A 12,565-nucleotide genomic window follows, 5' to 3' on the forward strand; every position below is an offset into this window, starting at 1 on the left:
TCAACCACGAGACTCCGGTTCTGGCGCTCAAACGCTGGCAATCCACCCACCCGGAACTCTTCGTCAAGCAGGTACGCGATCGTCCGGGATCTGACAGCTATGCTCCGCGTTCATTTTCTGCCCGGTGCCCCTGCAGACCCCGCATGAACCTCGACGCCTGGCTTGAACATCAGCTGCAGCTGCATCCGAAATCGATCGAGCTTGGCCTGGACCGGGTGCGCCCAGTGGCCGAGCAGCTGGGCGTGCTGCGGCCGGCGACGCGGGTGGTCACGGTGGCCGGCACCAACGGCAAAGGCTCGACGGTTGCACTGCTGGAAGCGGCCGCGCTGGCGGTGGGCTGGAAGGTGGGCGCCTACACCTCACCGCACATCGAGCGCTACAACGAGCGCGTGCGTCTGCACGGCCTTGATGCCACGGATGCGCAACTCATCGCCGCATTCGAGGCGATCGAAGCGGCACGCGGCGACATCGCCCTGACCTATTTCGAGTTCGGCACGCTCGCCGCGCTGTGGCTGTTCACGCGCGCAAAGCTCGATCTGGCCATCCTCGAAGTCGGCCTCGGCGGCCGGCTGGATGCGGTCAATCTGGTCGATGCCGACATCGCCATCGTCACCACGATCGATCTGGACCACATGGAGTGGCTGGGCCCGACCCGCGAACACATCGGTCGCGAGAAGGCGGGTATCTTCCGCGCCGGTCGAGCGGCGATCCTCGGTGAGCTTGATCCGCCGGCCAGCGTGATCGAGACCGCCAACACCGTCGGCGCACGGCTGTATCGGCGCGGCCACGAGTTCGACATAGAAGTCGGCCGCGATGCGCTGAGATACCGCGACAGCGCCGGTGAACTCGCGCTGCCACGGCCGCAGCTGCAGGCGCCCGCGCAGCTCGACAACGCTGCTACAGCTGCCTGCGCGCTGCGGCTGCTCAGCGTGCCGGCTGCAGCGATTGCGACCGGCATTGCCAGCGCTGCCGCGCGCGCGCGCCTGCAGACGGTCGCAACCGCGCCGGAGATCGTGCTGGATGTCGGCCACAACCCGCAGGCAGCGCGTCAGCTGGCCGAGTTTCTCGCCACGCATCCCAAGCTGACCGTGGCGGTGTTTGCGGCGCTGGCCGACAAGGACGTCGAAAGCGTTGCGCAGCTGCTCGCTCCGCACATCAGCCGGTGGTGGCTGGCCGGACTGGACGCAGGCGCCCGCAGCCAGTCTGCGCAGAGGCTTGCGGCTCGGATGCAGGCGGCAGTACCGCAAGCCGAACTCGAAATCAGGGCCGATGTCGCCACCGCGTTGCACTCCGCGCTTGGCGCAGTGAGCGCTGATCAGCGCGTACTGGTTTTCGGCTCCTTCCACACCATTGCGGAAGCGCTGGCGGCGCTGCGCGCAGACGGTATCCTCCGCGCATGATCGTCAACTGCATCCACTACCACGCCGATGGCCGCCGCGAGGCGCTGGACTTTGAACACGTCTCCGACGTGCTGGCCTCGGGTGAGGGGTTTATCTGGGTCGGGTTGACCGCGCCCGATCCCGACCTGATGCTGAAACTGCAGGAGGAGTTCAGCCTGCACGAACTGGCGATCGAGGACTCGCACAAGGCCCACCAGCGGCCCAAGGTCGAGCTCTACGACAACGTCCTGTTCATCGCGGTGCATACCGTGCAGATGCTCGACGAGCAGGTGCGGTTCGGCGAAACCCATCTGTTTCTGGGCGAGCGCTTCCTGCTCACCGTCCGCCACGGCAGCTCGGTGTCCTATGCGCCGGCGCGGGCTCGCTGCGAGCGCGATCCGGAATACCTGGCGGCTGGTCCGAGCTTTGGCCTGTATGCGGTGCTCGACCAGATCGTCGACAACTATTTTCCGATCGTCGATGGTTTCCGCGAGGCCCTGGATGTTCTTGAACGCGACATTTTCGACCAGGCCTTCCGCCGCGGCACCATCGAGCGTCTGTATCAGCTGAAGCGCGAGCTGACCCGACTGCGGCTGGCGGTGGCGCCGCTGCAGGACGTACTGGCGCCGCTGGAGCGGCTGTATCCCAATCTGATCCATCCCGACACCCGGCTGTATTTCCGCGACGTGCTCGACCATGCGGTGCGCATCAACGAATCCACCGACACCCTGCGCGAGATGCTGACCGCCGCGATGTCGGTCAACCTCGCGCTGGTGACGGTCGCCCAAGGCGAGGTGGTCAAGCGACTCGCCGGCTGGGCCGCGCTGCTGGCGGTGCCGACGCTCGTCACCGGCTGGTACGGCATGAACTTCGAGCTGATGCCCGAGCTGAGCACGCGATTCGGCTATCCCGGCGTGCTGGTGCTGACGCTTGGCATCGTGCTGCTGCTGTACCGGAAACTGAAAAAAGTGCAGTGGCTGTAGCCCGCCGATCGCGCCTGAAGGCTTGACAACGGCCGCCATGCAATCTCCCGGAGCGGCGTGTATCATGCGCGGCCGCTTCAAGTATCCATCCATCCGTATACAAGGATAGAGCGCCGATGAGCAGCTACCTCTTCACCTCCGAGTCGGTCTCCGAAGGCCACCCGGACAAGCTGGCCGACCAGATTTCCGACGCCGTCCTCGACGCCATCCTGGCCCAGGACAAGCGCGCCCGCGTGGCCTGCGAAACCATGGTCAAGACCGGCGTGGCAATCGTCGCCGGCGAGATCACCACCGAGGCCTGGATCGACCTGGAGGCGCTGACCCGCAAGGTGATCGCCGACATCGGCTACGACAGCAGCGACGTCGGCTTCGATGGCGCCACCTGCGGCGTGCTCAACCTGATCGGCAAGCAGTCGCCCGACATCAACCAGGGCGTCGACCGCAAGAACCCCGAAGAACAGGGCGCGGGCGACCAGGGCCTGATGTTCGGCTACGCCACCAACGAAACCCGCGAGTACATGCCGGCGGCGATCCACTACTCGCACCGTCTGGTCGAGCAGCAGGCCAAGGTGCGCAAGAAGGGCAAGCTGTCGTGGCTGCGCCCGGATGCGAAGTCGCAGGTGACCCTGCGCTACGAGGGCGGCAAGGCCGTGGCGATTGACGCCGTGGTGCTGTCGACCCAGCACGATCCGGGCATCAAGCAGAAGGATCTGGTCGAGGCCGTGCGCGAGCTGATCATCAAGCCGGTGCTGCCCGAGAAGCTGCTGCACAAGGACACCAAGTTCCACATCAACCCGACCGGCAAGTTCGTGATCGGCGGCCCCGTGGGCGACTGCGGTCTGACCGGCCGCAAGATCATCGTCGACACCTATGGCGGCTGGGCCCGTCATGGCGGCGGCGCGTTCTCGGGCAAGGATCCGTCCAAGGTCGATCGTTCGGCCGCGTACGCAGCCCGCTACGTCGCCAAGAACGTCGTCGCGGCCGGTCTGGCTGACCGCTGCGAGGTGCAGGTGAGCTACGCCATCGGCGTAGCCGAACCGACCTCGATTTCGGTCACCACCTTCGGCACCGGCAAGATCGCCGACGACAAGATCGAGAAGCTGATCCGCAAGCACTTCGACCTGCGCCCCTACGGCATCATCCAGATGCTCGATCTGGTGCACCCGATGTATCAGGCCACTGCTGCCTATGGCCACTTCGGCCGCAAGCCGCAGCAGGTCACCTTGGCCAACGGCGAGAGCTACACCACGTTCTCGTGGGAGCTGACCGACCGCGCCGACGCGCTGCGGGCGGATTCAGGTTTGAAGTAGGCAAGTTCCGGGATGCAACGAGAAAGGCCGCCTTCGGGCGGCCTTTCTCGTTCGGGATTCGGGATTCGGGATTGAGCAGCGCTCCGCAGGCCGGCTGCTCGCGCTCCTCTCCATCGCTCACACCAACCTTGAGCAAAGAGCCCCGCTCGTAGCGTGGCGTTCAATCGCCGCCGCCAGCTGGCCGCGAAATCCCGAATCTCAGCTCCGGAATCCCCGCTCAGAACGGCAGCCGCCGCTCCGCCTTCAACTGCGGCAGCAGGCGCAGTTCGTCTTTCTCTTCGGGCGCCAGATTCTGCAGGCCGATCTCGCGAGCTCGCGCATGCAGTTCGCGTTCGCGTTGCTCAAGTGCCTGCAGTTCCAGGCCGCGCAGCGCGCCGTCGAAGTCCTCAGCCCAGCCTTCCGGCGGGGAAATGATCTCGGCCATCGCGAGCTTGGTCAGAGCCGCCACTTCGGGGCTGTCGGTGTAGCTTTCGAGCAGGGCGCCAGTGCTGATGTCCGGACGCGAGCGGCAGCGTCCCAGCAGATCCAGCAGCAGCGGTACACCGGGCTGGTCGAGATAGGCGAACACGAAGGGTGGTTCGATCCGCTGCGCCAGCGTTGGCTGCTGCAGCAGCAGTTCGATCGCGATCCGCACCATCGAGCGCCGCTGCGAGCGTGGGCGCGGCATCGCCGGTTCCGGGGCTCGCGTGATCTGTGTGCGTGCCGCCAGGCCGGTCAGTTCCGCCAGCTTCTGCCGCATCAGATCGCGGAACGCGCCGTCGGGCATTTGTTCGATCAGTGGCCGTGCGCGCTCGGCCAAGCGGGCGCGACCGTCCAGGCTGTCCATGCGGATATCGCGGCCCATTTCGTTGAAGAAGAACTCCGACAGCGGCATCGCCGCCTGCAGCCGGCGATCGAAGCCCTCGGCGCCTTCGCTGCGAACGATGGTGTCGGGGTCTTCGCCTTCCGGCAGAAACAAAAAGAACGCCTGACGACCGTCTCGCAGCCGAGGCAGGGTCGATTCCAGCGCCTTCCATGCGGCGCCACGGCCGGCGCGGTCGCCATCGAAGCAGAAATAGACGTCGCCGGAATTGCGGAACAGCAGCTCAGCGTGGTCGGGCGTGGTGGCGGTGCCCAAGGTCGCAACTGCTTGGGTCACGCCGAACTGGAACAGGCTGACCACATCCATATAGCCCTCGACCACGATCAGGCGCTGGATGCGTGAATGCGCCTGGCGCACCTGCCACAGGCCGTACAGCTCGCGGCCTTTGCGGAACAGCGGGGTCTCCGGTGAGTTCAGGTATTTCGGGCTGTCGTCGGCCGACAGCACGCGGCCGCCGAAACCGATCACGCGGCCGCGGCGGTCGTGGATCGGGAAGATCAGCCGGTCGCGGAACTTGTCATAGGTGCGGCCGGCATCGTTCTTCGACAGCAGGCCGACCTTGTCCAGCAGCACGCGCTGGGTCTCATCGCGACCCAGGGCCGACAGCAAGCCGTCCCAGCCAGCCGGCGCATAGCCGATCTCGAAGCGCGCCTGGGTGGCGGCATCGACGCCGCGCTTCTGCAGGTAGCTGCGCGCGCCGGCGGCGTCCTTCAGTTGGGCGCGGAAGAACGCGCTGGCCGCGCCGGTGGTGGCATACAGCGGACCGAAGTCGTCGCTATTGGCGCGGTCAGGCTTGTTATCACGCGGAACATCCATGCCGGCGCGCTTGGCCAGCTCGTCGACCGCGTCGAGAAACTCCAGCCGGTCGTACTCCATCAGGAACTTGATGGCGGTGCCGTGCGCCCCGCAGCCGAAGCAGTGATAGAACTGCTTGGTCGGGCTGACCGTGAACGATGGGCTGCGCTCGTCGTGGAAAGGGCAGCAGGCGGTGTACTCGCGACCGGCACGCTTGAGCTTCACACGTGCATCGATCAGCTCGACGATGTCCGTGCGCGCCAGCAGGCTGTCGATGAAGCTGTCGGGAATGCGGGACATGCGCGCAAGTGTAGCCGCCGGCCCGGCCGCTATACTGCCGCGTCTCCGCTCAAGCCCGTGAAGCCCGCCATGGATGCAGCCCTGAAGCAGCGCCTGATCGGTGCCACCGTGCTGGTGGCGCTGGCCGTGATCTTCCTGCCGATGCTGGTGGATGGCCCGGACTCGGAGCGCGAATCCGGCTCCGAGCAGTTGAGCCTGGACCTCCCGAACCGGCCGGACCGGCCGCTGGAAACCCGCGACATTCCCGTGTTGCCTGCGCCCGGGCTGCCAACACCGGCCGCGGTTGCGCCTGCGGATGGCGTGGAAGTGCTGCCGGTGGTCGAGACCGGCGCTGCCGAGCGCGTCGACGCGCTGAGCGGTCAGCCGACCGGGTCGGCAGGATCGTCTGCGTCTGCGACCAGCGCATCGGCGCAGAGCAGCGTGGCTTCCGCGGTAGTGACGTCCACGTCGGCTTCGACACCGCCAACCGCGGCACCCGCGCAGACTCAGTCGCCGACGACTTCGAGCGCTCCCGCAGCGGCATCGCCACCCGTGCCTGCACCTGCGCCCACGTCCCCGCCGACGCCTGCACAACGTCCGACACCCGCCCCAGCCGCCGCCCTGCCCACCGCGACCGCCGGCGGCAATTTCGCGGTCAATGTCGGCAGTTATGCCAACGTCACCAATGCCGAGAGCCTGCTGGCGCGGCTGAAAGGTGCCGGCATCGCTGCGTATGCCGAAAGCGTCAGCCTGGAGGGCCGCGCCGTGCGCCGTATCCGCCTGGGGCCGTTCGCCCAGCGCGGCGAGGCAGAACGCGCCCGCGCTGCGGCGCTGGCGATGCAGCGCGATCTGCCGACCAGCATCATCAGCCTGGATGCCAACTCAACCGCACCGGCGCCGGCCCCGGCGCGAACGCCAGCAGCGGCGGGCTTCGCCGTGCAGCTCGGCGCATTGCGCAGCGAGGCCGACGCCAACCTGCTGCGCGAGCGCGCCCGCGGTGCGGGCTTCCCCGCGTTCGTCGAACGCGTCAACACCGATGCCGGCACCCTGTGGCGGGTGCGGGTCGGTCCGGAGCTCGACCGTGCCAGCGCCGAGCGCCGCCGCGATGCCATCAAGGCGCGGCTGAGCATCGATGGCCTTGTGGTCGGCCATCCCTGAACACGGTGGACGCATCCATGTTGAGTTGGGCCGATATCGTCTTGCTGGCCATTGTCGGGCTGTCCGTCTTGGTCGGCTTCTGGCGCGGCTTCGTGGTCGAAGTGATGTCCCTGGCGGTGTGGGTGGCCTCGTTCTGGCTGGCCTTCACCTACGGCGATGCGGCGGCCCTGCTGTTTGAAGGCGTCGTCGAGGCACCCTCGGCGCGCCTGTTGCTCGGCTACGCGCTGCTGTTCGCGCTGGCGCTGGCCGTCGGCGGTCTGGCCACCTGGCTGATGGGCAAACTGGTCAAGTCGACCGGCCTGTCCGGTACGGATCGCCTGTTCGGGCTGGTGTTCGGCGCGGTGCGCGGTTACGCATTGGCCGCCGTGGTGGTGCTGCTGGCTGGATTCACAGCTCTGCCTGCCGATCCGTGGTGGGAGCAGTCGCGGGTATTGCCGGCGTTCCAGCGCGGCGCCGAGTGGTTGCGCACCCGCCTGCCGGAAGCGGTGGCTGACGAAGTGAACTTCGTTCCGGTCATCGAGCTGAAGCTGCCGGCCGATTCAGCCCAGCGAGCGCCCGACGCGCGATAATGCGCGCCCTCCGCGGCGGCGCCCGCGGGTTCAAGCCCCCAAGGATCTTTCCCATGTGCGGAATCATCGGCATCGTCGGCACCGGCCCGGTGTCCCCGGCCCTGTATGACGGGCTCACCGTGCTCCAGCATCGCGGCCAGGACGCGGCCGGTATCGCCACCGCTGACGGTATGCGCCTGCGGATTCACAAGGGCAATGGGCTGGTCAAGGATGTGTTCGACGAGCCGCAGATCCGCCTGCTCGGCGGGCGCATGGGCATCGGCCACTGTCGCTATCCAACAGCGGGTTCGGAAGGCTCGGATGAAGCCCAGCCCTTCTACGTCAACTCGCCCTATGGCATCGCCCTGGCGCACAACGGCAATCTGATCAATACCGAGGCCCTGCGTGGCCAGGTGTTCGCGGCGGATCGTCGACACGTCAATACCGAATCCGATTCCGAAGTGTTGCTCAATGTGTTCGCGCATGAGCTGGCCGAACAGGGCACCCTGTCGCCGGAAACCGTGATCAAAGCTGTCGCTGGCGTACACGCGCGCTGCCGCGGTGGCTATGCGGTGGTCAGCCTGGTGCTGGGCCTGGGCTTGGTCGCGTTCCGTGATCCGCATGGCATCCGGCCGCTGGTGCTGGGCCGCCGCGATACGCCGGAAGGCATCGAATACGCCGTGGCCTCGGAAAGCGTGGCCTTGGACATCCTCGGCTTCATCCGGGTGCGCGATATCAAACCCGGCGAGTGCGTGGTGGTGACGCCGCGCGGCGAGCTGTTTGCACAGGTGTGCGCACCGGCGGCTCAGCACGCGCCCTGCATTTTCGAGTTCGTCTATTTCGCCCGGCCCGACTCGATGATGGACGACGTCTCGGTGCACAAGGCGCGCATGCGCATGGGCGTGAAGCTCGGCGAGAAGATCCTGCGCCTGCGGCCCGATCACGACATCGACACCGTGATTCCGATTCCCGACACCTCGCGTACCTCGGCCCTGGAACTGGCCAATGTGCTGGGGGTGAAGTACCGCGAAGGCTTCATCAAGAACCGCTACATCGGCCGCACCTTCATCATGCCGGGGCAGGGTGAGCGGGTGAAATCGGTGCGCCGCAAGCTCAACCCGATTCCGCTGGAGTTCCGCGACCGGGTAGTGCTGCTGGTCGACGACTCGATCGTCCGCGGCACCACCAGCCGGCAGATCATCCAGATGGCGCGCGAGGCCGGCGCCCGCAAGGTGTATCTGGCCTCCGCCGCACCACCAGTGCGCTACCCCAACATCTACGGCATCGACATGCCGGCCGCCGAAGAGCTGGTGGCGCATGGCCGTAGCGAAGACGATATCCAGCATCAGCTCGGCTGCGATTGGCTGATCTATCAGGATCTCGATGACCTGAAACAGGCCGTTGGCGGCCCCAAGCAGCGCCTGACCCACTTCGACGCCTCCTGCTTTACCGGCGAGTACGTCACCGGCATCGACGACGACTACTTCGAGCGCATTCGCGCGCAGCGCTCGGACGACGCCAAGCGGCTGCGCCGACAGGCGTGAGCAGATGAGCAGTGATCTGCATGCCGCAGCTCTGCAGGTGTTGCAGGTCTGCGACCCGAGCGAGAAATGCGGACGGACCAGAGCCCTGTTTGAAGCGCTGCGCTCGGGCCAACTCAAGCCTGGAGAGTCCGCCCCAGCGATTGAACTGCCCGAGCCCGGGCGCCCAGCGCGTCCGCACCTGGTCAGCCCGCGTGCACTGCCGCAGCGTGGTCTCGGCACCGACGAGGGCAGGGCGGCCTTCCTGCACGCCATCGCCCACATCGAGTTCAACGCCATCAATCTGGCGCTCGACGCGGTCTACCGCTTTCGCGGCATGCCCGACTCCTTTTATATGGACTGGGCGCGAGTTGCCGACGACGAAGCGCGCCACTTCCAACTGCTGCAGCAACGCTTGCAGGCCCTGGGATTCGCCTATGGCGACTTCGATGCCCACAACGGCCTCTGGGACATGGCCTGCAAGACCGCCCACGACTGCCTGATCCGGATGGCCCTGGTGCCGCGCGTGCTGGAAGCACGTGGGCTGGATGTCACCCCGGGCATGATCGCGCGCCTGCATAACCTTGGCGATACGGCCTCCGTGGCCGTGCTCGAAGTGATTCTCGAAGAAGAAGTCAGCCATGTTGCCATCGGCACCCACTGGTATCAGTGGTGCTGCGCGCGCGCCGGGCTGGAGCCGGTCAGCACCTTTCAGCACCTGCTCGATACCCATGCGCCCGACAGCGTGAAGCCGCCCTTCAACAGTACCGCCCGCATGGCTGCAGGCTTCAGCGCCGACGAGATCGCCGGGCTGGAGCAGCGAGCGGGGCGGAAGGCGCTTTCGCAGGCGTGAAGGCTGCGCCAAGCGCGGACACCATCACGCTTCGAAAAAATTTCCGCGCAACGTGGCCTGAACCGCCGCGCGGCTGCGTATAAACACCCTGAGACTCCCCAGCCGGGGGGTCGAGGCTTCGAACGACCGCAAGCGCAAGCAGGAGTTCCCTGTTGCGTATTTCCTGTGCTAGCCTACGGCCGGCCTAGGGGGCTGTCGGACGAATACCGTCCAGATCAGTAGCTTGCAGCACATATCTCCAGAGAGGGTGAAATGAAAGCATTGACTCAGAGTGTTCTCGCCGCAGCGATGCTGCTGGCGCTCCCGTTTGCGGCCGTAGAGGCGTGCAACATCACCGCTTGGAACGGCAATACCGGTGCTGCGACGGGTTTGCTCGCCAGCGGCCCTGAGCTGCCGGTAGGCAACGCCAACCGGACCGCGCGATACAGCGAAAAGTGCGCGATTCGCGCCAATCCGGGGCAGTTCGTGACCGACGACACCCCCAATGCTGAGGCGGTCTACCAAGCGCGTTTTGCTTTCTACACCGGTGGCACCGGGAAAGTGTTCAGCGCCACGGCTTCTAACGGTGGTGCTGGCGCGGAAATCGTCGGCGTCAGCTTCAATGGCTCGGCGATCAGCTTCAGCGGTCCGACGGGTGTAGCCACCGTCCCGGCCGTTGCTAACAGGTGGTATCAAGTGCTCCTGCGCCACAACAGCGGCGGCGCATTCACAGCGTCGGTGAAGGGTAACGCTGCAGCTGCAGCCACCACCGTAACCGGAACTTCGGCCACGGGAACGGTCGGCTCAGCCTCGCTTGGGCTGATTGGGGCCGGCGGAACTGGCACAATCAACGCAGACGCTTTCGTTTCGGATCGGTCTGCGACCACGCCGATTCCTTTCCTGTGTCGCGGAAACGCCAACGGCATCGACACCATCATCAGCTTGGCTGACCGGATCACTATAGGAAACGAGATTTCAGGCGCAGTCACTGGAACTGGTGTTGCACCCGGTCAGCCGGACATGAACGAGGACGGGATTGTCTCGCTGGCGGACAGAACTCTGGTTGCTCAGGTCATCAGCCAGAATCTGGGTGGTACATTCTGCGGCGGCGCCAACTAAGGTAACGGAGAACATCATGAAAAAGTCACTCGTGTTGAGCGCCGCTATTGCGCTGGTGTCAATTGCTTCTTCCGCAAACGCCGAGCAGCTCTTGTTTACCCAGGGCTCTGCAAAGAGTGGGTCTTCGGTTGCGATCGACTATGTCAGTGATGGGCAGTCGGTCGGTGTTCAGCTGGAAATCCTGATTCCCGGCAAAGCCCAATTGGATCTTTCAGATTTCGCGAAAGAGTTGCCTAAAGGTTACGTGCTCGAGCAGAACGTAGTAGATGGAAAGCTGATCGCGACAATTGTGAATGATGACAGGCAGCCGATGCCTGCTGGCATCATTTCCTTCGGATCCATCAAGTCGGTGGGTGGAACAGGCAGTTTCGTGTTGGAGCGTCTGGAGTCAGTGGACGCGAACGGCCAGATCCTGTCAGTTGAAACCGTACAGTAAAGTGCCAAGTGCGTCAGCCCTGCTAAGGAAAAAACAATGAATTTCAACAAAAAGATCCTCGCGACCTTTTGCCTCGCTGCAATGGCCGGCGTCGCTGACGCCGGCACCATCTCGATCACCCCAGCTACTGCGACAGCTTTACAGGCTGGCGGTGCGACGAGTCCGACCCCCCACGCGGTGGTCTTCCAGCAGGCTGCGTCTGGAGAAACGACCAACAACTTCCAAGGTCGTCTGATTTACGACAGCACCCGGCTCACGGCCACGATCGCCTCGGGCGCCACTGCTTGCACAATCCCCACAGCCGGCACGGTGGTGGTAGTCACGCAGAACTTCGCCACCCCGGTGTTGGCAAATGGGACCGTCTGTGAGATCGCGTTCACGTCGGTAGCCGCTGCACCTCTCGGCGTTACCAACCTGGATTTCCAGTTCAACGCGGGGTTGGGCGATGGTTGCTTAGACGCTGCTGCAGCCACCGCGGCTTGCACGATCAACGACGCTACGGTGGAGATCATCAACGCGCCGCTGGTCCCGCTGACCCTCTCCTACGCCCCGGCTCCGGGCGCCTTGGGCGCGTTTGCTTCGGGTGTGATCGGTAGTACGGCCACCCAGAATATCGTTGCGACCGCAGCAGGTAACTCTGGTACGGCTTCGTTGGCCTGTACGGCGACTGCCGGCTTCACCGTGACTCCGTCGCTGAACTTTGCCGCCGCTGGCCCGCAGAACGTTGCCGTCGGTTGCACCTACGGTGCAGCGGCTGCCAACGGCAGCGTGACCTGCACCGAGATCGACGGTGATACCGCGACCCCGGGCGCAGCTCGTACCTGGACGGCGACTTGTCCGGCGGGTTCGGTGGCTCCGGTCAACCCGACCATCACCACCGTGACTCCGATCGGCGCGTTCGCAATGCCGACCGGCACGATCGGGCAGACGGTTACCCGCGCGATCGAGTTCACCGCTGCTGGTGGCGCTGGTAGCGGTTCGGCCACCATCGCTTGCACCGCTGCTGCGCCAGCCACTGTCTCGCCTGCGAACCAGACGATCACCGGCTCTGCACTGGCGCAGAACGTTGTTGTGTCACTGCCGCTGACGTCGGCCGCACAGGGTCCGTTCGCGGTTTCCTGCGCAGTCACTGGCGGCAACCCGGCCACCACGCGCACCGACACGTTCAACGTGACGGCCGCTGCGGGCTCCGCTTTCGTCGCTCCGTCGGTCGTGCCCGCCACGTCCACCTGGTCGATGTTTGCGCTGATCGCTCTGATGGTTGGCTTCGGTGTCGCCCTTGTTGGCTTCCGTCGCAATCACTAAGCGTTAGCTTGATGCAAGAAAGAAAGGGCGCCTACGGGC

The 12,565-nt window shown here is 65.4% G+C and carries 11 protein-coding genes; 10 read left to right on the forward strand and 1 reads right to left on the reverse strand.

The window, feature by feature from the left end:
* Positions 1–143: 143 nt before the first annotated feature.
* The 3 genes from folC to metK all read left to right on the forward strand — a co-directional run bounded on the left by folC (position 144) and on the right by metK (position 3,672).
* A complete protein-coding gene (gene folC / locus ACIQ7H_RS09830; RefSeq protein WP_395790888.1) occupies positions 144–1,400 on the forward strand; it encodes a bifunctional tetrahydrofolate synthase/dihydrofolate synthase in 1,257 nt (418 codons plus the stop codon).
* On the forward strand, positions 1,397–2,362 hold the full coding sequence (locus tag ACIQ7H_RS09835; RefSeq protein ID WP_395790890.1) for a magnesium and cobalt transport protein CorA: 966 nt from the start codon (positions 1,397–1,399) through the stop codon (positions 2,360–2,362). The genes folC and ACIQ7H_RS09835 overlap by 4 nt, the downstream gene beginning before the upstream one ends.
* A gap of 116 nt (positions 2,363–2,478) precedes the next feature.
* Entirely contained in the window at positions 2,479–3,672 is a 1,194-nt protein-coding gene (gene metK / locus ACIQ7H_RS09840; protein WP_395790892.1) for a methionine adenosyltransferase, read from the forward strand.
* A 217-nt stretch (positions 3,673–3,889) separates the two neighbouring features.
* On the opposite strand, the gene dnaG is transcribed toward metK, so the two are convergent.
* Complete coding sequence (gene dnaG, locus ACIQ7H_RS09845; protein ID WP_395790894.1) at positions 3,890–5,629, reverse strand: DNA primase; 1,740 nt, start codon at positions 5,627–5,629, stop codon at positions 3,890–3,892.
* A 69-nt stretch (positions 5,630–5,698) separates the two neighbouring features.
* Here dnaG and ACIQ7H_RS09850 point away from each other — a divergent pair, with 69 nt between their 5' ends.
* The 7 genes from ACIQ7H_RS09850 (at position 5,699) to ACIQ7H_RS09880 (ending at position 12,526) form a co-directional block, all read left to right on the forward strand.
* Positions 5,699–6,766 carry an SPOR domain-containing protein gene (locus ACIQ7H_RS09850; protein WP_395790896.1) on the forward strand — a complete coding sequence of 356 codons (1,068 nt, stop codon included), beginning with the start codon at positions 5,699–5,701 and terminating at the stop codon, positions 6,764–6,766.
* Positions 6,767–6,783: 17 nt separating this feature from the next.
* Entirely contained in the window at positions 6,784–7,335 is a 552-nt protein-coding gene (locus ACIQ7H_RS09855) for a CvpA family protein (RefSeq protein ID WP_395790898.1), read from the forward strand.
* Between the two features lie 53 nt (positions 7,336–7,388).
* Entirely contained in the window at positions 7,389–8,858 is a 1,470-nt protein-coding gene (purF, locus tag ACIQ7H_RS09860) for an amidophosphoribosyltransferase (RefSeq protein WP_395790900.1), read from the forward strand.
* Positions 8,859–8,862: 4 nt separating this feature from the next.
* Positions 8,863–9,687: a ferritin-like domain-containing protein gene (locus tag ACIQ7H_RS09865; RefSeq protein WP_395790902.1), complete on the forward strand. Its 825-nt coding sequence runs from the start codon at positions 8,863–8,865 to the stop codon at positions 9,685–9,687.
* Positions 9,688–9,939: 252 nt separating this feature from the next.
* Positions 9,940–10,785 (forward strand): hypothetical protein, encoded by an 846-nt coding sequence (locus tag ACIQ7H_RS09870; protein ID WP_395790904.1) that lies wholly within the window; start codon positions 9,940–9,942, stop codon positions 10,783–10,785.
* 16 nt (positions 10,786–10,801) lie between these two features.
* Positions 10,802–11,221, forward strand: coding sequence for a hypothetical protein (locus tag ACIQ7H_RS09875; RefSeq protein WP_395790906.1), 420 nt, complete (start codon positions 10,802–10,804; stop codon positions 11,219–11,221).
* A 36-nt stretch (positions 11,222–11,257) separates the two neighbouring features.
* A complete protein-coding gene (locus tag ACIQ7H_RS09880; protein ID WP_395790908.1) occupies positions 11,258–12,526 on the forward strand; it encodes a hypothetical protein in 1,269 nt (422 codons plus the stop codon).
* Positions 12,527–12,565: the final 39 nt, after the last annotated feature.

It is taken from the genome of Aquimonas sp. (assembly GCF_044377145.1).
Taxonomy (GTDB): domain Bacteria; phylum Pseudomonadota; class Gammaproteobacteria; order Xanthomonadales; family Xanthomonadaceae; genus Aquimonas.

Bases quoted from the DNA above. Each gene is read 5' to 3' on its own strand.
- purF (WP_395790900.1), top strand. From the start codon at position 7,389: ATGTGCGGAATCATCGGCATCGTCGGCACCGGCCCGGTGTCCCCGGCC.
- ACIQ7H_RS09855 (WP_395790898.1), top strand. From the start codon at position 6,784: ATGTTGAGTTGGGCCGATATCGTCTTGCTGGCCATTGTCGGGCTGTCC.
- ACIQ7H_RS09880 (WP_395790908.1), top strand. From the start codon at position 11,258: ATGAATTTCAACAAAAAGATCCTCGCGACCTTTTGCCTCGCTGCAATG.
- dnaG (WP_395790894.1), bottom strand. From the start codon at position 5,629: ATGTCCCGCATTCCCGACAGCTTCATCGACAGCCTGCTGGCGCGCACG.
- folC (WP_395790888.1), top strand. From the start codon at position 144: ATGAACCTCGACGCCTGGCTTGAACATCAGCTGCAGCTGCATCCGAAA.
- metK (WP_395790892.1), top strand. From the start codon at position 2,479: ATGAGCAGCTACCTCTTCACCTCCGAGTCGGTCTCCGAAGGCCACCCG.
- ACIQ7H_RS09875 (WP_395790906.1), top strand. From the start codon at position 10,802: ATGAAAAAGTCACTCGTGTTGAGCGCCGCTATTGCGCTGGTGTCAATT.
- ACIQ7H_RS09850 (WP_395790896.1), top strand. From the start codon at position 5,699: ATGGATGCAGCCCTGAAGCAGCGCCTGATCGGTGCCACCGTGCTGGTG.
- ACIQ7H_RS09870 (WP_395790904.1), top strand. From the start codon at position 9,940: ATGAAAGCATTGACTCAGAGTGTTCTCGCCGCAGCGATGCTGCTGGCG.
- ACIQ7H_RS09865 (WP_395790902.1), top strand. From the start codon at position 8,863: ATGAGCAGTGATCTGCATGCCGCAGCTCTGCAGGTGTTGCAGGTCTGC.
- ACIQ7H_RS09835 (WP_395790890.1), top strand. From the start codon at position 1,397: ATGATCGTCAACTGCATCCACTACCACGCCGATGGCCGCCGCGAGGCG.